This is a genomic window from Bradyrhizobium erythrophlei, assembly GCF_900129425.1.
Classification (GTDB): Bacteria; Pseudomonadota; Alphaproteobacteria; order Rhizobiales; family Xanthobacteraceae; genus Bradyrhizobium; species Bradyrhizobium erythrophlei_C.
This window is the reverse complement of the sequence record NZ_LT670817.1, coordinates 4,105,967-4,128,405: the sequence shown is the minus strand read 5'-3', so window position 1 is coordinate 4,128,405 and position 22,439 is coordinate 4,105,967. Positions and strand designations below refer to the sequence as shown.

Sequence of the window (22,439 nt, the reverse complement as noted above, 5' to 3'; positions counted from 1 at the left end):
TTGATGTACCCTGCCCTCTCAACAGCGCGGTACTGGCGCATCCTTCTCCATGGATAGATGCGTTCGCATCTCGTTATAATATTTCATGTACGACAGCAGTAGGTGACGGAGGTGGCGCTCGCTGAGCACAACACAACAACGTGGTCAAGGCATTCCCGTCGGATCGAACCGATCAGCCTTTCGGCATATGCGTTCTGCCACGGGGAACGCGGCGATGTTGGCCGGTCGCGAATGCCTATCGATCGAAGCCTGCGGATAAAGGCCTCACCATAGGCCCCGTCTCGGTCGCGGATGAGATAGCAGGGAGCTTGTTCCCAACCGCATGCTTGCGTGACCTGGTTTGCGATCCATTCTGCGGTTGGATGCGCTGTGACGCTAAACCACAGAATATGTCGCCGGCGGTGCCCCATGATCAGCAATCCATAGAGCAGGCGAAACGAGATTGTCGGCACGACGAACATATCCATCGCCGCGATCCCATCCGCGTGGTTGCGGAGGAATGTCCTCCAGCCTTGGGACGGCGGGTCTCGTCGCCTGACCATGTATTTGGCGACGCTGGTCTGTCCGATCTCGACGCCGAGCTCGAGCAACTCGCCATGGATCCGCGGCGCTCCCCACAGCGGATTGGCAATGCTCATCTCGCGGATAAGCTTGCGGATCTCCAACGGAACCGTTGGCCTGCCACCCCGCGCTCCCGATTTCCATCGCCAGTATAAGCGGAAGCCAGCGCGATGCCATTTGACTACGGTCACCGGCTTAACAATCGCCAGCGCATCGCGAACGCCAAAGCGAAGCCGATAGAGGCAAACAAAAATCAATCGGTCGATGGCGCTGAAGCTTTGTTTCTTAGGAGCGGTTCGCCGCAGAACGTTTATCTGCTGCCGCAATGTCCAAATTTCCGCCTCGAGCGCTGCCCGCGACCGAAACAGATCTGCGACCATCCAAACAATGAGCCTGACAAGATCTCTCATCCCGTAACAGCATCGCCCGATTCTCGATCAGCTGCTAGTCAGATTGAGTTTGCGACAGGGACAGGGATTTGTCCTCTAGTTTAGGTCCATAGCTCATCAATCCACCTGCAACGGGGAACTGACGATATTGATAGATCGCGGGAATCGCATGACGGGCGGCCCTCGAAGAGCGCTCGACCGACCCCAGATCGCCGGCTGCACGCAGCAGCCAGCGTGTCTGTTGTTCCCGCGTGCTACTCCGCAGCTGAAGCGATTTCGTGCGGCGCGACAACCTGACTTGGTCGGAAACCCACGTCACCTTCTCTCCATGCCGGGGGAAGCCCAGCGAACCGGCGCAAAGCGTCGGCCATCTGCACCCGCCCGCTGACGCCGGTGATCACCACATCGACCATGGTCAAGGACGTGTGGAAGTGACCGCGAGCTTTAAGTTGCTCTACCGGCACACCGGCGGCAGCCATGGCTTCGGCGTAAGCGACACCCTCGTCGCGCAGCGGATCGAACTCGCAGGTCGCCACGAACGCCGGAGGCAAGCCCTGGAGTTTGCCGCGCAGTGGCGACACGCGCGGATCGGTTCGGTCGGCAGGCGAACAGTACAGGTCCCAGAACCAGAACATCAACGAGCGCGTCAGGAAGTAGCCCGTCGCGTTGTCGTTGTAAGACGGGCGGTCGAAAGTGCAGTCGGTAACTGGGCATACCAAAAGCTGGCCTGAGATCTGCGGGCCACCGCGGTCGCGCGCCAACTGGCAGGTGACAGCAGCGACGTTGGCGCCGGCGCTCCAGCCCGCGACCATCACCGGTCCCGGTTTGCCGCCGAGGTCAGCCGCATGCTCGGCGATCCACCGCATCGCCGCGTAGCCATCCTCTGCCGCTGTCGGGAAGCGGTGTTCGGGCGCATGCCGGTAACCGACGCTGACGAAGATCATCCCGCTACGCCGGCACATGTCACGGCAAAACGGTTCGTCGGATACCTGGTCACCCAACACCCAGCCGCCGCCATGGAAATAGACCACAATCGGATGTGGTCCCGGCGTCGCTGGCCGATAGAGACGGTAGGGCAGCGAGCCGCCGGTGACCGGGAGTGTGCCATCGACAACGTCGCCGACCGGCCGGCCGGCAGGACGGGCGGCATTGAATGCAGCCAGAAAGTCGCGCGCCCCCTGGGCTCCGAAACATTCCAGCGGCGGCAACTTCATGTCCGCCAGCATGTTCAGCACCAGCCGCACGTCCGGTTGCAGGCGAACGATCTGGCCGTCGTTGCACTGCTCGGCGCCGTTGGGGCCGGTGAGCTTAAAGCCCAGCATATTATGGCTAACGACCTCGTTGCAGATGCTGCGGTAAGGGCCGACGCCGCCGGGATAGGGCATCACGCCCTGCGCTTTGCCGGGAACGTTGGCGCCGGTGTACCAGGTGTTGGCCAGCCGATGCAGCGTGAGCGTTGAGCAGTCGGCCATATGTTGCGCCCAGCCCGCCTGCGCCGTTTCGGTTGCCTCGATCGTGGTGAAGCCGGCCTCGCGCATCGCGATCAGGCGGTCGACGACCCAGTCCACGTGCTGCTCGATCGACACGGCCATGTTCGACAGCACCGACGGGCTGCCTGGGCCGGTGATCATGAACAGGTTGGGGAAGCCCGCCACGGTGAGGCCGAGATAGGTCTGCGGGCCGTGGGTCCAGACGTCAGACAGCGATTTTCCGCCGCGGCCCGTGATTGGGTGCACGGCCCTGATCGCGCCGGTCATGGCGTCGAATCCAGTGGCGAACACGATCACGTCGAGGTCGGCCGTGCGCTTGTCGGTCTTGATGCCGGAGACCGTGATCGACTTGATCGGCTCCTGCCGCAGGTTCACCAGCGTGACGTTGGGACGGTTGTAGGTGGCGTAGTAGTTGGTATCGAGGCAGGGACGCTTGGCCCCAAACGGATGGTCGTGAGGGGTCAGCGCTGCCGCCGTTTCGGGGTTTTTGACGATCTCACGGATTTTCTCGCGGACCAGGTCGGCGAGCACCGCGTTGCCCTCGAAGTCGACGCCCTGGTCAGCCCAGAGCTGGGTCAGTATGTAGACGAGATCGCCGGCGGCCCACGCCGTCTCGAAGCGCTCGCGGCGCTCGGCATCGCTCAGCTGCCAGCTGACGACAGTCGATAGCGGCCACGGAACACCTGCCAGCGAGTCGCGGGCCTGCGCACGATAGCTGGCGCGGTCGCTCTTCAGCAAGGCAACGCGATCCGCTGGCGGAGGACCATTCTGGGCGGGGATGGCAAAGCTCGGGGTGCGTTGGAAGACGGTCAGATGGGCCGCCTGCTCGGCAATCAACGGGATCGCCTGGATCCCGGACGATCCCGTGCCGATGACCGCGACGCGCTTGCCGGCGAGCTTGATCTCCTCACGCGGCCAGCGACTGGTGAAATAGACCTCGCCCTTGAAATCGCTGACACCATCGATCTCAGGTGGCTTGGGCGAGGAGAGACAGCCGGTGGCCATAATGTAATAGCGGCACGATACAGTCGCGCCACTGTTGGTCGTGAGCAGCCAGCGTTCCGCGGCCTGATCCCACGTCGCCGCCGTGATCCTTGTGCGAAAGCGGATGTCGGGCCGCAGATCATAGCGGTCGGCGACGAAGCTAAGGTAGCGCAGGATCTCGGGTTGGGTTGCGTATTTCTCCGACCATTTCCACGCGCTCTCCAGCTCCGGGTCGAAGGTGTAGCTGTAGTCGATGGTCTGAATGTCGCAGCGTGCGCCGGGATATCGGTTCCAGTACCAGGTGCCCCCGACATCGTCAGCCTCCTCCAACACTGCCGTCGTGAAGCCGGCTTTGCGCAACCGATGCAGAAGGTACAGGCCGGCAAACCCGGCACCCACAACCGCGACGTCGACCTTTTGCGTCGTACCACTCGCCGCTTCTGAAACACGTGCTGCAACCATTGCGTCTGGCATGCCATCCTCCCGTGCATCTTATTTTGCCGCAGGCTACTGCCGCGCACCCAGTTTGTCATCACGACAATTTCATGTAGCGTCTCGTCCCGCAAAGGTTGGCGAGATGATTATCACAACGTCATTCTCGGGAGGAACCCGCGGCTTTGCGGCGGAAGGGGAACCGAAACTGGCGGTTTGCCTGCTTAGGTCCCACTGCTCGATGTCGAGCATGTAGACCCATTTGGTTGTGGTCGCTCAATAGCGGGAGAGACCTGACTGCTTTCTCAGGGCACTTCGTTCATCGATGGTGGGCATGTGGAGAATATAGCACAGAATCAGACCTTCTGGCAGAATTGCAGAAGCGACAATATAGCTTCAGATACGCGGTTTTTGGGGCGGCCCACACTTTGCGTAGCGGGCCATCCCCGTTGCATCTCGAATTTCTATCGTTTGCGGATCAATCACGTTCAGGAAATAGGTGGTTTTTCTTTTGAACCCAAGCCAACTTCCGCGCTTGCTGAACGACTCAGTTATTCGAAAACCACCATCCGCCACTTTGATTGACTTAATTGTTGTTTCAGTTTGGACATCACCTTTGACATCATAGCGCTTATCCTTCGCAAAAATAATCATCTCCGAGATAGATTTTTTGGATACGGCTTCAACGCCAAAAGTTTTAACAGCAAGGCAGGTTTCACTTGCGGCTGCGGGAAAATCGGCATCGATTGCCGTCCATACGCCAGTAACGGGATAAACGTCTGCCGCAGCCGGAAATGAAAATAGAATTAGGCCGATCAATAGGCCAAGGGAAGCCGCTCCCCCAATGCGAGAATAGCTGACAACTTCCTGATTGAATGCATTCGCCAAAAGGGTCCCACACCTTCGAACCCCCGGTCTTCAATATATCATCAAAAAAGGCAGCCTTCCATACCAGATCAAGCCACGCCGGCTTCAGGCCGTGGTGATACTATCATGTATCGGAAATAACTGTCTTTGCTGACGAGAGACCGCTCTTGAATTTTCTGCTCCAAAAACTGGTCGAGGCGTGGCGCAACCGGTCATTACCCGCAAAAGCCGTCAGCTTTGCACTCGTGGGCGTCGTACACACTCTAATCGACGTAAACGTCTTCGCCATCGCTTACGGAATATTTGATATCCCTGTGCCTGTCGGAAATCAAACACGTGCGTACAGATGATGGAGTCCGCTAAGAAATGGCGTAGGCACAATGCGACCAACGGCATGTACCGTTCGCGGCGACGGCGCGTCCTTGTTGACTGAAAGGTGCGTGCGAGCCGCGTTATAGTAGGTCGTGTAAGATCGCAGCAGATGGCGAAGATGCCGCTCGCCGAACACGACAACGTGGTCAAGACATTCCCGCCGGATCGAACCGATCGCCCTTTCACAATACCCGTTCTGCCACGGCGATCGCGGCGCGGTTGGCCTATCCCGAATGCCCATCGCCCGAAGGCGGCGGATGAAGACGTCACCGTAGACGGCGTCGCGATCACGAATGATGTATCGCGGTGCTGCGTTCCAACCATAGGCCTCGGTGAGCTGGCGCGAAATCCATTCCGCCGTCGGGTGCGCAGTCACTCCCAGCCACAGGATTTGGCGGCGATCGTGTTGCAGTATCAGCAACCCGTAGAGCAGTCGGAATGAGATTGTCGGAACCACGAATAGGTCCATCGACGCGATGCCGTCGGCGTGATTATCAAGGAACGTCTTCCACCCTTGGGACGGCGGTCGCCTTCCCCTCGCCATATACTTTGCAACGGTGGTTTGTCCGACATCGATGCCGAGCTTGAGAAGCTCGCCGTGAAGCCGCGGCGCGCCCCATAATGGGTTGGCGAGACTCATCTCGCGAATGAGCTGGCGGGCTTCCAGCGGGGTCTTCGGACGGCCACTGCGCGGTCTTGATTTCCAGCGCCAATACGCTCTGAAGCCGGCACGATGCCAGCGGATCACGGTCTCCGGCCTGACGATCTTCAAAGCGTCCAGCACGCCAGGTGCCAGCCGATACAACCCGGCAAATACCAGACGGTCGATGCTGGTGAAGGTTAGTCGCTGCGGCGATTTACGTCGCAGCACGTTGAGTTGATGACGAAGCGTCAAGATCTCAACTTGCAGCGACGCTCGCGACCGGAACAATCCGATCAGCGCCAACCAAATCAAGCTAAAAACATCTCTCATGAACTAAGAGCATCACCCGATTCGACTGCGCTTACTAGCCGGATTGAGTTTCCGACAAGGACAACTGGCCCGTTTCGATCCTAGTGGCCCAATTTGAATTTCGCAGCGGCCTAATTTGAATTTATGTCGGCTATCGGACGGATTTTATTCTTCGCGCCCGCTATCGTCGGGCATCTGTCAGGGGATTTTTGCAGTGGCAGAGTACAGAGCCTACACCGTCGGGCACGACGGGAATTTTATTGGGTTTGACTCGCTAGTCTGCGCTGATGACGCCGAGGCGATAGAGAAGGCCAAGCGCCTCATCGATGGGCACGACGTTGAGCTTTGGAACGGGGTGCGTTTCGTGATCCGACTGAGCCGCAAACCAGAGTAAGGCCGCTTAATTGGCAGCCTCTTTCACGACAGCCTTGACGAGGGGCTACGCGGCGCAGCGTCTTCCCCGCCTGTCAGATGATCTTCGATGTTATCGGCGATCTCGTCGCAGACTGATGCCAACGCAAGCAGTTCGGCTTTGACGAAAGGATCATCGGCCTGCTCGACAAGTCTCCGATACTTGGCCGCTTGATCCTGTAGATAGTTAAGCCAATCATGGATGCCGAACACAGTCCCCTTGAGCTTGGTGTGGCGACAATCCATGGTGAAGGCTTTCACTTAACATGTTAATCTCTTAATGCAGCTGACATAGGAATTCGTCTCGTCAACACCAGTAAATTGCGCGTTAGAAAAGCGGCTACCCCTTCAAGCGGGCGTGATCGCACCGCGCCGCCAAGTGCTTGGTACGGATGACCATCTTTTAACTTGCCCGCAGGCTCTTCCCGGCATTCTGTGCGGGCATGAGAAAACCGGCACGACAGCCAACCTCTCTCCGCTGCTTAACATGCGGGGAGCAACCTAAGTTTATCACAAGCATGCTGGACACGTCTTCTGGGCGCACCTTTCGCATGTTCGAATGTCAGTGCGGTAATAAGACTTGGAGTTCGGATGGTTTAAGCCGCCATTTGCACACTGGGGTTCTATAATTTCCCCATGGCGCATTATACATTCCGATTTCGTCAAGGCTCTCATTCAAGCGACGTGGACGTTGATTTGCCGGACGATGACGCGGCTTGGGACGAGGCCGAAGCCGTATGCTCTGACATGATCCGCGACATCATCACAAGACTTGGCGACAGTCCCGAGTGGCGACTAGAAGTCACAGACAAGTCGGGCACCGTCCGCCATCTTTTTCGACTGACCGCAGAGAGCTTCGATCCGTAGGGCCGCCTCAGTTGGCGGCCTCTGTTATGCGCCCCACCACCGCATTTCTTGCACTGCGCAGGATAGACTTTGCGATCCGGATGCACTGGCTGCGTGACCGCTGGAAATCCAGTACCACCGCATGCCGGACATTTAATCTCAGTTTGCTGCGTGGATGGCTTTTTCATCTTTGATCACTCAGGCCGCCTCAGTTGGCAGCCTCGTCGTCTGCAATATTTACAATTGCAGATTGTAGACCTTTCGTGCGCCATTGTCTGTACGATACCGAACATGACAAATTGCGGCGCGAGCGGATTGATCGTACACTGCGCCGCCACGTGTACAGAAAGTTCTCGTTTCTCGGTCTGTTCCTATGACCCGGGGGTACTGGCCTGTTTTGACCCTGGAGAAGACAAGAATGCCAAGAAGAAGTCGACTGCCAAAAGTCGAGAGCGAGACGTTGCGCACACGGGCTAAAAATTGTCACCGCCTCGCGGCTGGCGCTGGCCATCCGGAATTTGCTCTGAAACTATCCGCGCTCGCCAAGGAGTACGAAACCAAGGCCATCCACGCGGAGGCCGTAACGGCCCAGCCGAAGGAGTAAGGCCGCCTCAGTTGGCGGCCTCTGTTATGCGCCCCTTACCACCGCATTCCTCGCACGGCGTAGGATAGATTTTTCGACCCGGCTGCACTGGCTGCGTGACCGTTGGAAATCCGGTACCACCGCATGCCGGACATTTAATCTCGGTCTGCTGCGTGGATAACTTTTTCATCTTTGATCTCTCAGGCGCCCCAGTTGGCGGCCTCTTTTAGGCGTGCATCTGTCCTAATTTCTCATCCCGAGTCCAAGCAAAACGGCCTCAGCGGGGCATCTGAGACCGCTCGAGACCTCTCGCCGGGCATTGGGCAAAATGTCGACCGGTCGGTGGCTTGGCTTTCGGGGATAGGATCGCCGAATGTTAAGGTACCAAGAACCCCCAAGATAAATCGTTCCGTCCTAATTTTAAATATTGAGTGTCCTATTAGGATAGCACCGGGCGGCGGGTACTGACCCCTTTCCATCCGCCGTTCGCGGGCTGGTCCCTTTTGATTTTGCAGTGGTCCCTATTGTGCGCTATCTGCTTCGCCATTCCGAAGAAGAAGCAGCCTGGTTCTGCAAGCAAGCTGATGAATGCCGAGAGCAAGGCGATAAGCCCGCTCGACAAGGAAGCGTGGCTGCGAGTGGCCGGGGAATGGATTAAGCTGGCGATAAAATGGGCGGTCCCCATCGAAATGATCTAAGGCAGCTGGCTATCGGCCTTCGCTGGCTTGAAAGCAGGGTCTTAGCGCAATGGTGCGAGACCATGCGAGTGACCAACAGACAATGAAAGAATTTCAAAACTAGACCGTTGCATTTGAGGAGCAACTCCCAGATGGCTCAAGAGAAGGATGTCCAGCGACCCGAACTCGACTTAGATGCCGAAGCCCGAGCGGCCTTAGAAGAGGCCCGAGCGATGCCGCATGGTCCCGAGCGAGCCCAGGCAATGAAAAAAGCTGGCAATCTCCGAAATGCGGCTGACTTGCTTGGCAAAGCTTATTCGAAGCGCGGAAGGCCCGCAAAAACTTAGGGGATTGTTTGCCGCGCCACGCGGTGCCAGTGAGATAACGGCCCTTATGACAGACAGCACACAAATATCGAACAAGTTGCGACCGCCCTGCTCAAGATGCGGCAAGCCTCTCCTATTGAGCACCATCATACAAGCAAAGCCCGGTTCAGACTTCGCGTCTATTACTGCGCATACGGGCGGCCAGCGACCGTGTCATTGCATTCTTTGGCGCGGCGGCGGCTCCGGACTTTCCTTGATCTCAATCTCAGCGTCGTGCACGTGTACAGGCAGCCTCATGTTCAGCGCCACTCACGCGCCTGTCAGACCGTCCTCGATACTATTGGCGACCCGCTCGCAGACCGACGCCAACTCAAGCGAGTTTTTTTCAGGACAGGATCGTCCGTCTGCTCGGCAAGTTTCCGATATGTGGCCGCTTGGCCCCGTAGACATTCAGACCAATAATGCATGCCGAACACAGTATCGTTGGGCTTGGAGTGGGTGACAATCCGCAGTGGAGCTTTTACTAGAACGCCGAATGCGTGAAGCTGATGTAGGTTCGCAATCTGCCGACACCATTAAATTGAGTTTTAGAAGCCAACTGTTTTGAAATGGCGAGTGGCCTAATACCAACACCGCCGAGCGATCATATTCCGCTCAGTGTTGTGCTTTTGGTGCCCGCAATCGCGAAGACTGCCTCAGTTGGAGGCCTCCTAAATTATCGTGCCTAGCGCCAGCACGACAAGCCATCCCACAATAACCAAGCGTCACAGCTCCGGCTGGCCTAATGGCGAATTCGACTCAAAGGGCGCAGCTTGATCCAACGACGTGTGGCGAAAGTTTAATTTAGTTGTCCGATATTTGAACATCGCACGTCTCTCGCGCGGACGGTCAGTGCGCTATACAACGCATAAGACAGGTCAACTCAAACGGACCAAGACAATGACCGATAACGTGACTTTAGTTTCGAACATCTTGCAGCCAGCAGCTGCCTTGAAGGCCTTCGCGCCGATGGGCATCAAGTTCTGGAAGAACCAAGAAACCGCGCTCGCAGGCTTGAGGGAATTTGCGGATGGTTGGTTTGCCCGGCGTCATCAGGGCATGCAAGCGGCGCTTGAAGCGGCCAAACATATTGGCGATGCCCAGACGCCCTCCGATGTACTCAGGGAATATCAAAACTGGCTCACGCGAGAGGCGGAATTGATTGCTGAGGATGGGAAGGCCTATCAGCGAGAAGTTCTGAGGGCCGGAACTCACCTCAGCGCACGGCCAGAAGCGCAACAGACCGACTAGCGTTGGGCCGGTTAACCCCTTTTCATAAAAGTGGACCGTCCCGCGCGGGCGGTTCCAGACCTCCGCCGCCAGCGCCAGTTCAATGAAGCCAAGGATAGATAGCCTTGCTGCCGCTGGCTGGCCGCTTGGGTCGGCTGCGCGGCCATGATCAGGCGAGCCGCAACGTCAGTTGGCGGGCGGGACCGGCGTGGGTGTCAACGAAGTCCCGGATATGTTCGGGGACTGCGACGCCTTCGATATCGCAGCGGGTTTGGATTTCGGTCGCTATATCTGCCGAGACATCATCCGACCAATGTTCAAGTGTATTTAAGGCGACAATGCGGATCGGGTCGTTAAACTGGCCCGATATGAAATCGCTGACGATGGTTTCGAGGTCCGTCCGCTCCACTTCGGTTTCGCGGTATACGGTGCCCAGGCCGCCAAAGCGGTCAATGACGAGGTAGACGGTTTGATCCGCGCCATACGGCACGACCTTTGGCGTCCAACCGGTGCTGCGCACGCGCACCTCCTACGCAACAGAACCCCGACTCAAGCCCGGCGCTGCCGGTTCGTTCCCTCTAAATCGGCTAGTTCGTACCGGGAGCGAAGCTCCGAGGCGATTAGCAGCACGCGCGCCAGACAATCCGGATGCTTAGCCTTGTCGATTACTTCGGCGACGGCGTCCCATCTGCCACCGACGCGGATCACCCTGACCTGCAAATCCGTTGGGCACACCATCTCATCGCGTACCTGCGCCAAGATCATTTACTCAAGCTCGGAGGCCGTTTTCTTTGACCTAGGCATCTCGGCGGGTTGCTCGCAATAGTCGGTCCATTTCAACGAAAAGGGCCTCGGAACGTTCCGAGGCCCCTGACTGCCGCTGGCGTACATCCGGCCAGCAAGCAGGGCGTCATCTCATTCTGCCACCCATTCTTGAACAAATTGCGACCTGCTCTCTTCTTCGCGCAACCCACCCGCAGCTTCCGTCACGCAGCCGCCCGATCTTCCTTGTCGGCACCACGGGCGACGATCCTGAGCGTGTCATCCAACAGCGGTCGTTGCAGTGCCCTCGCCTCATCCCACGGCGCTCGCATCCAAACGTCCCTCTCCTCCTCGGTCGTCAGGATCACCGGCATCGCCTTCGGATGGATCGGTTCCACGACAGCGTTTGGTGTCGTCGTCAGGAAGCCGTAGACCTGATGCGGTCCAGGTATTGGCTTAGACTTAGTGCCGCGGTCGCCCGAGAACTCGGTCCAGATTCCGGCACAGGCGAACAAGGGTCTGTCCTCATTGAGCGCGAACCACACCACGTCCTTCTTTTTGGTGTCGATCTGACCGCGGCTGCGCGCGTCGAGCACTGGGACGACACATGGCGCGTGTGCCGCCTTGTGTTGGCTCATCCCAAACAGTTGGGTAGCAAAATGGTAGGAGGTAGGTGCGCGCACCGCTTCTCACAGACCTTGCGGCGACGGCAAGTTCATTATTGTCCGCCGCTGGAACCAAAGTCCCATCGCATTATTGTTTCTTGAAACAATGGAGGGACATCATGATTTCCAAATGTCTTGCAATAGCATTCCTGGCGACCGCGTCGATGACCGGCGCGGCGTCGGCGCAAACAGCCACAAACCCAGTGGATACGACTACCAGTGCTAACACGCACAAGGAGGGTGAATGGCGCGGGTCCAAGCTCGCCGGTGTCGATGTGTATAATGAAGCAAACGAGAAGATAGGCGACATCAACGACGTGATTTTGGATAGGTCGGGCAAGGTGGCCAATGTCATTCTAGGTGTGGGCGGCGTTCTCGGCCTGGGCGAGCACTACGTGGCAGTCGGCTACGATAAGCTGAAGTGGGTTGACCAGCCGGTGATCTCGACAACTGCCTCAACAACATCCGCACCGGCGAATGCTCCTGCAACTACTTCCGCTCCAGAAGGGAGCACGCGAACCACCACCGGTGCCGCAACTACCACCACGACAACCACCACCACAACCAGCGCCAGTAAGCGTTGGTATCCCGATCACGCGGTGTACAACGCCACCAAGGATGAATTGAAGGCCATGCCGGAGTTTAAGTACTAACTCTCGAGGTACGATCCAAAAGCCGCCCTCACGGCCAGCGGCGTCAGCCTTCAGCTTTGGGTCGGCGCCGTTATCCATATCCATCAGCGCACGACATGGCTGGATGCCGCTCCAACCGGCCATACATGATGTGGGCGAATATGCCGCACGAGCACGCCATGATCCCGATCGGTCCGCCAGGGGCAACGATAGCGGGATCGAAAACGGGAATGACCACGGGAACTATCTTAGCGCGAGCGTCATGACCCGCGCCATCTCGCGACGTGGGCTCCTGGAACCGGACAACCGGCCAAACGTTGTCAAAAAGCTAGAATTCCACGCTGCGCAATATGCAGCATTTGGAGGGAAGGCGCATGGATATCACCACGCTTCTCATCATTGTTGTTCTCATTCTGCTGCTTGGCGGCGGCGGTTGGTACGGCCGTGGACGCTGGTACTGAACGTTGCTGATTGATCTGTCACTAGCGAGGCGTTACGGCACGCCGCGGGAGACACGCCCTCGGTGCAGCGCCCGACGAGATCGAAGAACAGCGGTGTTTGGACATCATCGGCAGCGCTTCAGACCGCCAGTCGATCGAGGTCGGCCGCCACTCGGGAGTTCGGGAATATTTTTGTCGCCTCCGCCAGGATCTCCTCGTCGGGGTAGCGTCCGGAGATGTGCGTGAGGACGAGTCGCTTCACGCCGGCGGCCGCCGCGAGTTCGGTCGCGCTTTCGCCGCGGTGAGATGGCCGTAGTCGAGGGCCATAGCGGCATCGCGTTCGAGAAAGGTCGCTTCGATCACCATGAGGTCCGCCTCCCGGACCTGCTCGGCCAGGCCGTCGGTCGTTTCTGTGTCGCCCACGACGACGAGCTTCTTGCGCCCTTCGGGCGGTCCCAGCACGTCCTCGGAATCGATCCTCCTGCCATCCGCCAGAAGGACTTGTCGCCCTTCCGCCAGATCCTTGCGCACCGGACCGTCCGGCACGCCGAGAGCCGAAAGGCGGTCGGGCAGAAGATGGCGACGCACATGGCTCTCGAACGAAAAACGCGAAGCTTTCGGTATCGCGATGACGCACACGGAAACAGTCGACGGTGAACTCGCCGGCGTCGAGGGTCCGCCCCTCCGCCAACGGAACGAGTTGCAACGGGATGGGCTCCCGTCCCTCGCCCCAGATTCCGGCGAGCATCCGGACGACGACGTCGAGGGTCTCCGGACTGCCGTGGATCGTCATGACATCGGTGCTTTGCCGCAGCCGCAGCGTCGAAAACAGCCCCGGAATGCCGAGCACGTGGTCGAAATGGCCGTGTGTCAGCAAGAGCCGGTCGAGCCTTCTGAAGCCAGCGCCGCTCCGGAGCAATTGGCGCTGCGTACCCTCCCCGCAGTCGACCAAGATGCGGTGGCCCCCGGCCTCCACTAGGAGGCCCGGATGGTTGCGGTCCGCTGAAGGCACGCTGGCCGAAGTTCCGAGAAAGGTCAGATCGAACACGATCGGGCGTATGTCTCATCCGTTTGGTCGGGCAGGCTGCCATGGCGCGGGCGTGCAAGCCTACTATATCTCGGGCGAACGTCTCCCGGACCGGTCGAGCGCCACGCAAAGAATTTGTGCTAGTGCACGGGCATCGGCGGCCGCGGCACCGATGACAGCTCTGGTTCGACCTGCGGCTGGGCCGTGGCTTGCGGTTGCGGTTCAGCTTGCCGCAGCACGGAAGGTGCGGCGGCTTGCGGCAACGTAGGGGCTGCTGCGGCTTGCGAGGGCCTAAATGGCATCGGCTTGCGCGGCGGCGCGGCGGCCGACCGGGGCGGAGACGCTGATATCTTGGGGCGCCGGTTCTGCCCGGAAGCCTTGGCAACGTCGCGGAACATTTGTTCCTGGCTGGCCTTGAGCTGCTCAATACTGGCCTTGAGCTGCTCGATCTCTTGCCCTGCGGTTGCGAGGTCGCGCCCCATCGACTGGAGCAACTGCGCTGATTCGGGAGATAGGGCGGCGGCGGTCGGCGCGACGCCTTCCGTGGCGGTCTGAGCCAGAGGCGCCGGTTGCGGTGGTGTTGCCTTCGTCGCGGACGCCTGGACGGCAGGTGGGGTCGGTTGCTCGGGGAGCCTTGGGTTTTCCAGCGGCGGCGATAAAATCAGGACGAACTGCGGCGCCCATTTCGCGATAATCTGTTTGGCCGCATCACCGTAGAACTGCCAAGCGACGCCCGCGCCACCGATGCACGCTACCCATAGGAAGCGAATGAAGGCGCGTACCGCCCGCCTGCCAATCGACGGCCGGTCGCCCGGGATTTCGACATTGTTGACGGCAGCAGGGCAAAACCTCAGATCGACCTGGGGTATCGGGGGGCCAGCGGAGAAGTTGGACCCCATGCGGGTCTGCGCCGAAGAATAGCGCATGGCGTCGTGCGCCAGATTGGAAAGCTCTTTATCCTCGGGCGCGATCAGAAGGAAATCGCGCGGATCGGTTTGTTTCGGGTTTGGCGTGGAATGCATTGGCGCTCCGTGCTGCACTCGGGCGAGATAATGGGAGGCGGGTTGGCTTGGGCGGGTGCACCGGGGGCTGAAGGCGAAGGGGAATGAGCCGGTGCGAGTGGCCTCGGGACACCATGCAAACGACGACAAAAACCCGCTGATGGCGTCAGCTAAAAAACCGAACAAAGAGATTCCGAAAACCCGAAATAAGTAAGCCGAGGATGGCTCCAGCGATAGTGCCACCAATTAATCCGCCACCCGCTTGCCCGTACACATCGGGATGTGTCCAAAGCCCAATCTCCAGAGAGGCTGCGTAGAGCAGTCCTAGGCAAGCTCCGTACATCGCAACTTTAAGCGTGTTCCATTTGTTCATTTGGCTGCTCAATCGTCTTGCGGCCATCGCTGCTCACGCAACGCCACTGGGGCTGTGGCCATTGATCCGCTGCTTCAGAATGGCCGACGGCTTGAACACGATCACGCGACGCGGAGAAATCGCGAGCTCGGCGCCGGTGTTCGGGGTACGGCCGATACGCTGACCTTTCTTGAGATTTCTCGTCATGGCTCTGTTTCCTTGTCGCGTCAGAATCCCCGATCGCAGGGAGATGCGCATCACGGCATAGGAATGCGACCATGATTCAGCCATCCGTTCATAAACGCGACATAGGAATCGAGCCGCATGGTTGTGTGCGGGACGTTGTTCGACATGCGCGATTTAGCCCAAATGCTCGCGCACGTTCACGACGCGGCGATGGAGGTCGGCGAAGGTCCGGAGACGCCAGCGCTCGGAGGGGCGCCCATGCAGTAGGCCGCCTGCGATTGATTGTACAGGCCGCTACGTTTCCCTCACCGAGGTCCGCTTTGCTGCGCATTACGGTGTGAATAAAACACCGAAGTGGGACCCCCGGGCTACGTGAGCGCCAACCTGTTGATCTAGCTCGTGAACTTAGCAGACAACCGGGTCCCGATCGGCGCCGATCCGGACCCCACGCCGAACGAATTTCCTCGTGCTACAACAAAACATTGCGGTCATCCGAGTTGGGGTCCCGCTTCGGTGCTTATTCACAATGGGGATTAGTGCTGACATGACCGATTGACCCGCGAGCTGGCGTATGCCGACCCCAAAGCAGATGGAAAAGCTGTCGGCTGCGGCTGCCGTCGGCAGGAACGCGCCGTCAGCGCAGCCGACGGGGCCAGCCGAGTGCCCAGACAATCCTCGCCTTCCATATGCCTCCCATGATCCGCGAGGTGGCGCCGAACATCGCGCGATCATTGCGGAAGCGAAACCGATCATGCGGCGCTCGTCCCTGAAGCCCGGTAATCGCCGTTCGCCTCCGCCGCTCAGCCACGCCCCCGGCACGACTATTTACCCGCTGTCATCGCCCGCTATAGTTGTGCCATCGTCGGCTGAGCCGCCGAAGCGATGCGCGACGCCGTCACGCGTCGGAAAAAAGAGCGCAGTGCGCAAACAAGCACGCCAATCAAATGGAGGAAAACATGCCCGGACTTCGAATGTCTGCGATGAATGTCGGCCCCATAACCTGTGACAAGAACCTGCTGGTGGCGTTCGCGCCCGGACGCGTCGACATCCCGACCACCTCAGCAATCATCGAACACCCCAAGCACGGCTTCGTGCTGTGGGACACCGGAATCAACGACGCCGTGGCCGATCCCGAGCGCGGCGATGCCTACTGGGGCCCCGGCTTGCGCGCCGCGTTCAACCCGCACGCTTTCACGCGCGCCCACGTCGTCGATGCCCAACTCGACAAGCTCGGGATCAAGCCGAAGGACGTGCGCTATGTGGTCTATTCCCACCTCCATCTCGATCACGCCGGTGGCATGTCGTACTTCCCCGATGCCGTCCACGTGGTCCAGCGCGACGAAATCCGCTATGCGCTGTGGCCGGATCCCTGGACGCGCCCGGTCTATTGCCAGAACGACTTCAAGGATATTCGCAAACTGAACATCCTGGAGATCGACGGTGACTTCGACCTGTTCGACGATCGCACGCTGCGGCTCGTGAAGACGCCCGGTCACGCTCCCGGCCATCAGGTCCTGATTGTCGACCTGCCGAACCGCGGACGCATCTGTCTCGCCGCCGATACCGGTCACCAGCGCGATGGATTCGAGAACATGGTTCCCATGCCCTGGGACTGGAGCGCGGGCGCCATGTCGATGACGCGCATGCGGATGAAACAGCTGGAGCGCAGCGGTATCCCGCTGTTTTTCTGCCACGATGCCGAAGATTTCGCCAAGCTCCCGCAGAATGGTGGGTTCTGGGATTGAGCGATTTTCGGATTCGCCGAGCTTTCCAGGTCGCTCGAAATGACGGCGGTGGGTTTGGTGAGTGTGGATGGCCGGGTCAAGTTGTTGGACGCGCTCAGACAAGCTGAGCGCTATGCCCGGCCATGACACAGCGTTTGGAGAATCGCGGTGCCATGCACTCTGCGTCACCCGCGGGCTTGACCCGCGGGTCCACACTTCGTTGCAGCGGTCACTGACGGCAGGAAAGCTCCCGGCTGCGCGTCGACGCCCCCTCACCCGGATCGCTGACGCGATCCGACCTCTCCCCGCCCGCGGATCGAACTGGACAGGCAGATTTCCCTCATCCAGCTCTCGGACAAAAGCGATGCGCGCTGCTATGCTGTTACCGGCTTACACAAGACGTTATCTGCCCGAGTCAATAACCACCCGTCCGGTGAAGGGGGAAGTGCCCACACTTGACCTTGTCATCGCCTACCACAAGTCGAATAATTCCCCGATCTTAAAGCTACTGCTTTCCAGAGTGGGAAAGCTTGCCGGGGCACCGTGCTAGGTAGGCTTGCGCAGCCTCCGGGTGACCTCTTGCCTCAGATCAGGGTCGTCCGGTGCGTGGCCGCAGCCATCCAATGATCACGTCGTGCGGCGTTCGGCGGCTGCGCGGCAGGCTATGCCGTTGGATCGCGGCTTTTGCAAAAGCCAGTGTCTGCTGGCCCGATTGCCGTTTCTCGGGCGCAAGTGCCATCCACCCGCGAATAATGGCACGTCGTGCCTTCGGCTTGGCCATCTGGATTTCCTTTTGAGGCTATTCCGATCATCGGTTGGCGCGCGCTACGCCGCCTTTTGGACCGGATAGTCCTGCGATCGTCGCGCCAAAAGCGCGCAACCGCATTCATGCACGGCACCGCGCACGATCACGAAGCCACGTTTCGTCACTGACGCGCGAAGGCTGTCGTTCGCTGCTGGTTTCTGTGCGTCAACCCAAACCACCAGCACAGCGCGAGGGCCGAGGAAATTCATCAGCCAGTCCATCGTCGGCTCAAGCGCGTGAAGCGTGCGTCGCCGCCAATCCACAAGCGCAACATGGTACTGACCGGTTGGACGGCCACAATTGCCCGCCGCTGCCGCCAGCAAATATCCACGCCGGTGTAACTCCAGCATCAGTTCCATACCCTTCGAGCCGACTACCACGACGCGCTGGCGCTTTGAGCAGCCCGCGAGCGCGATCATCGGATCAACAATTCTGTCGCCAGTGGCAATCTGAGGAGAAGACATAGCATCACCTGTTTTCGTTCGTTCTCGCCCACTCGTCGGTCTGCAGACGGCGTTTCATGCGAGATTGCTTGACTCACATGGACCAATATCTTCCTGACGAAATTTAATTTCGAGAGCGCCGCAGCCTCGGTTTCATATGAGCCGCATAAGATCGCCATGAGCATGGCCTTCGCCCGAAGCTACACCGGAGGGATATCTGCGGTTGGAGGGCAATATTCCGCTTTTAGAAAAGGACTAGGCGAATCCCCTCGAATCCACACACTCTCGCGGACATCTTCCGGCAAGCATTCACCGATCGTGGTGCGCCTCCGACGAATGGCCCGGCCTCCTGATCGCGCAGTTGACGTCTTCGTATCGTCCTGCGCGTAGGAATTCCGGAAGTTCGCCAATGAAGCATTTCGCGTTACCTGGAGGCCAAGATGCCGGTCTATTGTGCATATATCGTTGGGCTACACGACCGAACCATTGGTGTGGTTCAATTGGATTGTATTGATGATGAATCCGCCATCAAATCCGCCAGGCGGCTCGTCGACAGACACGATGTGGAGCTTTGGCAGACGAACAGGCCGGTAGCCAGATTCGACGCGCGGGCCAAGCAGACGTGCAAAGAATAGTGCAGGCGATGAGCTCACAAGCATAACGATGCTACGCGACGACCCTGGCCACGGGCGTCCATTTCGCGGTCCGGCGTCGATTTACCGTTGGTCGTCCGCTTTGCGCCAGAAGCGGCCGTTCCATATTGATCGCGGGCGAAAATATTTTGGCTTCGCTGCCGCGTGATCGGATGGATTGGTGTGATTGAGGCCGTGACGCGCGCTATTGTCCCAAAGGCAGGAGCAGCAGATGATGGAGCATCCGACCGAAGATGACTTCACAGTGGTGGAGGTTTTTGAGAGCAGCGTAACAGTTCTATTCGAACCCACGCGGAGCTTTTACACTTTCTATCGCCTTGTCGATCCCAACGACATAAAACGGTTTGGTCCCGTGTCACCGGAGCCGGACAATATTCGCCATGCGGGCCCCTCTGGCGACATCGGCGACTACCGATCAGATGAAGTTCAAGGGATGGCACATTCGTTCGCCTCAGATGCAACGAGGGCGAAGTAGCCCCGCGCCGGATGCGCTTTAAGAGGTGAGTTGCGATTTTTCGCCCGTTAGGTGTAAGGTGACTCCACATGTGGGATGCCGCCAGCATTGCACTTCTCAAAAAACTCTGGGCCGGCGGCCACAGCGCCGCGCAGATCGCCATTCGACTAGGGCACAGCCGCAAGCGGTGTGCGCCAAGTTGCTGCGCATGGGCTTGAAGCGCGGCCGCAAACCGCCCACCGCCAAACCCAAGATCGTGTCGGTGCCGAAGCGAAAGCCAGCGCTGTTGGCGGCCTGTGCTCGCCCGTTTCATAAGGTTGTGTCTACGCGTAAGCCAATAGTGAGGCAGCCTAAGGAACTCACCAAGTCACAGTTGAATGCAATGTTGGCTGAGGCCGCGGCTAACACGGCGCGACTGCTTCGATGATGCCTTGTGGCAAAAAGAGCCGGCCCTGCTGCTAAGCGGAGCCGCACATGCCACTGCGGCAGGATAAGAGGCGGGACCTAAAGAAAAGAGGGGGCGGGTGGCTCCCGCGCATAACTCCGCAACAGCGCCTTTGGGACCGCCGCTCGGTGGTACGCTCAGCAAAACCTAACCGCTCGATAGCGAGGCGCTTTGATCTTCCTCAATACGACAGAGGTGCGGTTGCGGGACCGCGATGAGAGATGTCTGCTCTTGAGGGGACATGCTTTTGAACGGGTGCCACGTCCGCTTGTGACCCCCAACCCGGACATTCCTCGACCGACTGCTTTTGGCAGCAGAGCGGACCACAACGTCGGCTCTTGATCCCGAAGCGGCCGTGCAGCATAACCGCCCGTTACACCCGTGATGTCGCAGGAAATCCAAGATAGTGCGCCATCGAGCGCTTCCGGTCCGAAACTAATCACTTCGATCGACCGATCCCCTGGCTAAGGGGGTCAAATTTGCATGCCGAATGACAGCAGAAGGGGTAAAATCCCCTAGGGTCCACACCCGAGGAGCTACAACATGACCCCACACATCCCCGAGGCATTTTCCACCAGGTTGATCGACTGGAGTTCCTTGGTGATCATGGGCAACACGATGCCGCCCCGAGATCCTGATGAAGACGAAGAGGACGAGGACGAAGAGGAAGACGACCGTGCCGACGAACCGCCGGTCGTGCGCGAGCGGACGAAGACTAGAGCGCTTGGCGTTTCTTTGATTGGCGCGGCCGGCGCGGATCGAATGCTCCTTGCATTGGCAGACAAGTCGGCTTCACTCCAGCTAAGGCTTGGTCCAGCCGCACCCGCCTTTCTCGGAAAGCGCCTCTTTGGAGCAGGCGCTGATCCGGCTAGGGTCGCCGCAGATCGCCTTCAAGGCCAGCGCCTGACGGAGAACGATCGTGAAGTCTCCAGCCAACCGCTGACAGCAGCCCCTCTGAAATTAACGCGAGCGCTTGGAAAGAGCCCCTCATGTCAGTCAATACGATCAAACCATCCGCCCAGGCCGGAAACCTCTCGCTCAACGCCGAGGTCGACGCGCTGCTGGTTGAGCTCGGTGTCGAACCCGTCAGCTATACCGGTGGCACGCTGGTTGCGAAGACCCCGATCACCGGCGAAACCGTGGCGCATGTCAGGGAGGTCGATGCCGCCGGCGCGACCTCGACCATCGAAAAGGCTCATGCGGCTTTCCTCGAATGGCGCCTGATCCCAAGTCCCAAGCGCGGTGAACTGGTGCGGCTGCTTGGCAAAGAGCTGCGCAGCAACAAACGCGCGCTCGGCCGGCTCGTTTCCGTCGAGGCCGGCAAGATCGAGTCCGAAGGTCTCGGCGAAGTCCAGGAGATGATCGACATTTGCGACTACGCCGTGGGGCTTTCCCGCCAGCTCTACGGTTTGACGATCGCCACCGAACGCCACGAGCACCGCATGGCAGAGACCTGGCATCCGCTCGGCGTCGCCGGCATCATCTCGGCGTTTAATTTCCCGGTCGCGGTCTGGTCATGGAATGCCGCGCTGGCACTGGTCTGCGGCAACAGCGTCGTCTGGAAGCCGTCGGAGAAGACTCCTCTCACCGCCTTGGCGGCGGACGCGCTGTTCGGACGCGCTCTGAGGCGTTTCAAGGCCGATGGCGGCTCGGCGCCCGACGGGTTGTCCGCGGTGCTGGTCGGAGGGCGCGAGATCGGTGAGGCCCTCGTCAACAACCCCAGGGTTCCCCTGGTCTCGGCGACCGGTTCGACCGCCATGGGACGCGACGTCGCTCCGAAGCTCGCGCAGCGCTTTGCCCGTGCCATTCTGGAACTCGGCGGCAACAACGCGGCGGTGGTCACGCCGACAGCCGATCTCGACCTGACGCTGCGCGGCGTCGCCTTCGCGGCAATGGGCACGGCCGGCCAGCGCTGCACCAGCCTGCGCCGCCTCTTCGTTCACGAGAGCATCTACGACAGCTTCGTGCCGCGCCTGAAGAAGGTCTACGCGTCCGTCTCGGTCGGCAATCCCCTCACCGGCAATCTGGTCGGCCCTCTCATTGACGGCCACGCTTACGAATCGATGCAGCGCGCCCTCGGCGAAGCCAACGCCGCGGGTGCCGCCATTGTCGGCGGCGACCGTGTCACCGTCGCCGGCGCGCATGCGGCTTTCTATGTCCGCCCGGCGCTGGTCGAGATCGATGGACAGACCGGACCGGTCGAACGTGAGACCTTTGCGCCGATCCTCTATGTCATCAAATACAGCGACTTCGATGCCGTGATCGAATTGCACAACGCCGTTCCGCAGGGCCTGTCGTCTTCGATCTTCACCAATGATCTGCGCGAGGCTGAAGCCTTCCTGTCGGCGCGCGGCTCCGATTGCGGGATCGCCAATGTGAACATCGGCCCCTCGGGCGCAGAAATCGGCGGCGCATTCGGCGGCGAGAAGGAAACCGGCGGCGGGCGTGAATCCGGGTCGGACGCATGGAAAGCCTACATGCGCCGCGCCACCAACACGATCAACTATGGCCGCACGCTGCCGCTCGCCCAAGGCGTTAGGTTCGATGCGCTATGACGCATCGCGATGGCGTCCGCACAACTGTTCTAGACAACAACTCAACGAAAGCCTTTGAATGACAAACAAATCAGATGTCATGGAACACCAATGGGCGCCTATGCCCTGAACGGCGGACATTCACCCGATCGGCCGA

17 protein-coding genes and 2 pseudogenes are annotated in these 22,439 nt (G+C 59.5%); 6 read left to right on the top strand and 13 right to left on the bottom strand.

The genetic code is table 11. The features are described from left to right. Nucleotides 1–83: 83 nt before the first annotated feature. The 5 genes from B5527_RS19605 to B5527_RS19580 form a co-directional block, all read right to left on the bottom strand. A complete protein-coding gene (locus B5527_RS19605) occupies nt 84–941 on the bottom strand; it encodes an integrase core domain-containing protein (protein WP_197689317.1) in 858 nt (285 codons plus the stop codon). 263 nt (nt 942–1,204) lie between these two features. After that, nucleotides 1,205–3,898 carry a flavin-containing monooxygenase gene (locus B5527_RS19600; RefSeq protein WP_079602993.1) on the bottom strand — a complete coding sequence of 898 codons (2,694 nt, stop codon included), beginning with the start codon at nt 3,896–3,898 and terminating at the stop codon, nt 1,205–1,207. Nucleotides 3,899–4,252: 354 nt separating this feature from the next. After that, nucleotides 4,253–4,744 carry a hypothetical protein gene (locus B5527_RS19595; RefSeq protein WP_079602992.1) on the bottom strand — a complete coding sequence of 164 codons (492 nt, stop codon included), beginning with the start codon at nt 4,742–4,744 and terminating at the stop codon, nt 4,253–4,255. Nucleotides 4,745–5,051: 307 nt separating this feature from the next. Then, nucleotides 5,052–5,990 (bottom strand): integrase core domain-containing protein, encoded by a 939-nt coding sequence (locus tag B5527_RS46395; RefSeq protein WP_245332653.1) that lies wholly within the window; start codon nt 5,988–5,990, stop codon nt 5,052–5,054. A gap of 474 nt (nt 5,991–6,464) precedes the next feature. Beyond that, complete coding sequence (locus B5527_RS19580; protein WP_079602989.1) at nt 6,465–6,719, bottom strand: hypothetical protein; 255 nt, start codon at nt 6,717–6,719, stop codon at nt 6,465–6,467. A 375-nt stretch (nt 6,720–7,094) separates the two neighbouring features. On the opposite strand from B5527_RS19580, the gene B5527_RS47695 reads away from it, so the two are divergent. Continuing rightward, on the top strand, nt 7,095–7,325 hold the full coding sequence (locus tag B5527_RS47695) for a DUF6894 family protein (RefSeq protein WP_425305082.1): 231 nt from the start codon (nt 7,095–7,097) through the stop codon (nt 7,323–7,325). A 590-nt stretch (nt 7,326–7,915) separates the two neighbouring features. Here B5527_RS47695 and B5527_RS47690 read toward each other — a convergent pair. Then, a complete protein-coding gene (locus tag B5527_RS47690; RefSeq protein ID WP_425305081.1) occupies nt 7,916–8,077 on the bottom strand; it encodes a zinc finger domain-containing protein in 162 nt (53 codons plus the stop codon). 1,752 nt (nt 8,078–9,829) lie between these two features. Here B5527_RS47690 and B5527_RS19560 point away from each other — a divergent pair. Further along, the gene (locus B5527_RS19560) at nt 9,830–10,180 is read left to right on the top strand and encodes a hypothetical protein (protein WP_079602985.1); all 351 of its coding nucleotides are present in this window, start codon (nt 9,830–9,832) and stop codon (nt 10,178–10,180) included. Nucleotides 10,181–10,328: 148 nt separating this feature from the next. On the opposite strand, the gene B5527_RS19555 is transcribed toward B5527_RS19560, so the two are convergent. Further along, nucleotides 10,329–10,679 (bottom strand): hypothetical protein, encoded by a 351-nt coding sequence (locus B5527_RS19555; RefSeq protein ID WP_079607385.1) that lies wholly within the window; start codon nt 10,677–10,679, stop codon nt 10,329–10,331. Nucleotides 10,680–11,145: 466 nt separating this feature from the next. Next, a pseudogene (locus tag B5527_RS19545) lies at nt 11,146–11,487 on the bottom strand (SOS response-associated peptidase family protein); the annotation flags it as partial. 218 nt (nt 11,488–11,705) lie between these two features. Here B5527_RS19545 and B5527_RS19540 point away from each other — a divergent pair. Further along, a complete protein-coding gene (locus B5527_RS19540) occupies nt 11,706–12,239 on the top strand; it encodes a PRC-barrel domain-containing protein (RefSeq protein ID WP_079602982.1) in 534 nt (177 codons plus the stop codon). 558 nt (nt 12,240–12,797) lie between these two features. Here the strand turns inward: B5527_RS19540 and B5527_RS19535 are convergent. The 3 genes and pseudogenes from B5527_RS19535 to B5527_RS47685 form a co-directional block, all read right to left on the bottom strand. After that, nucleotides 12,798–13,706: pseudogene (locus tag B5527_RS19535) on the bottom strand (ribonuclease Z). Between the two features lie 119 nt (nt 13,707–13,825). Further along, nucleotides 13,826–14,707, bottom strand: coding sequence for a hypothetical protein (locus tag B5527_RS19530; protein WP_079602981.1), 882 nt, complete (start codon nt 14,705–14,707; stop codon nt 13,826–13,828). Between the two features lie 385 nt (nt 14,708–15,092). Beyond that, the gene (locus B5527_RS47685; RefSeq protein ID WP_079602980.1) at nt 15,093–15,329 is read right to left on the bottom strand and encodes an HU family DNA-binding protein; all 237 of its coding nucleotides are present in this window, start codon (nt 15,327–15,329) and stop codon (nt 15,093–15,095) included. Between the two features lie 851 nt (nt 15,330–16,180). Between B5527_RS47685 and B5527_RS19515 the strand changes: the two genes are divergently transcribed. Then, complete coding sequence (locus tag B5527_RS19515) at nt 16,181–16,969, top strand: N-acyl homoserine lactonase family protein (RefSeq protein WP_172842609.1); 789 nt, start codon at nt 16,181–16,183, stop codon at nt 16,967–16,969. A gap of 568 nt (nt 16,970–17,537) precedes the next feature. Here the strand turns inward: B5527_RS19515 and B5527_RS44190 are convergent. Together B5527_RS44190 and B5527_RS19510 are read right to left on the bottom strand one after the other, a co-directional pair. Continuing rightward, entirely contained in the window at nt 17,538–17,729 is a 192-nt protein-coding gene (locus B5527_RS44190) for a hypothetical protein (protein ID WP_154072379.1), read from the bottom strand. 44 nt (nt 17,730–17,773) lie between these two features. Next, entirely contained in the window at nt 17,774–18,172 is a 399-nt protein-coding gene (locus tag B5527_RS19510) for a hypothetical protein (RefSeq protein WP_079602978.1), read from the bottom strand. Nucleotides 18,173–19,060: 888 nt separating this feature from the next. Between B5527_RS19510 and B5527_RS19500 the strand changes: the two genes are divergently transcribed. Both B5527_RS19500 and B5527_RS19490 read left to right on the top strand, forming a co-directional pair. Next, nucleotides 19,061–19,324: a hypothetical protein gene (locus B5527_RS19500; RefSeq protein WP_154072378.1), complete on the top strand. Its 264-nt coding sequence runs from the start codon at nt 19,061–19,063 to the stop codon at nt 19,322–19,324. A gap of 1,413 nt (nt 19,325–20,737) precedes the next feature. Then, nucleotides 20,738–22,303, top strand: coding sequence for an L-piperidine-6-carboxylate dehydrogenase (locus tag B5527_RS19490; protein ID WP_079602975.1), 1,566 nt, complete (start codon nt 20,738–20,740; stop codon nt 22,301–22,303). Nucleotides 22,304–22,439: the final 136 nt, after the last annotated feature.

Bases quoted from the DNA above. Each gene is read 5' to 3' on its own strand.
- B5527_RS44190 (WP_154072379.1), bottom strand. From the start codon at position 17,729: ATGGCCAAGCCGAAGGCACGACGTGCCATTATTCGCGGGTGGATGGCA.
- B5527_RS19490 (WP_079602975.1), top strand. From the start codon at position 20,738: ATGTCAGTCAATACGATCAAACCATCCGCCCAGGCCGGAAACCTCTCG.
- B5527_RS19515 (WP_172842609.1), top strand. From the start codon at position 16,181: ATGCCCGGACTTCGAATGTCTGCGATGAATGTCGGCCCCATAACCTGT.
- B5527_RS19510 (WP_079602978.1), bottom strand. From the start codon at position 18,172: ATGATCGCGCTCGCGGGCTGCTCAAAGCGCCAGCGCGTCGTGGTAGTC.
- B5527_RS47690 (WP_425305081.1), bottom strand. From the start codon at position 8,077: ATGAAAAAGTTATCCACGCAGCAGACCGAGATTAAATGTCCGGCATGC.
- B5527_RS19560 (WP_079602985.1), top strand. From the start codon at position 9,830: ATGACCGATAACGTGACTTTAGTTTCGAACATCTTGCAGCCAGCAGCT.
- B5527_RS19500 (WP_154072378.1), top strand. From the start codon at position 19,061: ATGATGGAGCATCCGACCGAAGATGACTTCACAGTGGTGGAGGTTTTT.
- B5527_RS19540 (WP_079602982.1), top strand. From the start codon at position 11,706: ATGATTTCCAAATGTCTTGCAATAGCATTCCTGGCGACCGCGTCGATG.
- B5527_RS47695 (WP_425305082.1), top strand. From the start codon at position 7,095: ATGGCGCATTATACATTCCGATTTCGTCAAGGCTCTCATTCAAGCGAC.
- B5527_RS19600 (WP_079602993.1), bottom strand. From the start codon at position 3,898: ATGCCAGACGCAATGGTTGCAGCACGTGTTTCAGAAGCGGCGAGTGGT.
- B5527_RS47685 (WP_079602980.1), bottom strand. From the start codon at position 15,329: ATGGCTGAATCATGGTCGCATTCCTATGCCGTGATGCGCATCTCCCTG.
- B5527_RS19605 (WP_197689317.1), bottom strand. From the start codon at position 941: ATGGTCGCAGATCTGTTTCGGTCGCGGGCAGCGCTCGAGGCGGAAATT.
- B5527_RS19530 (WP_079602981.1), bottom strand. From the start codon at position 14,707: ATGCATTCCACGCCAAACCCGAAACAAACCGATCCGCGCGATTTCCTT.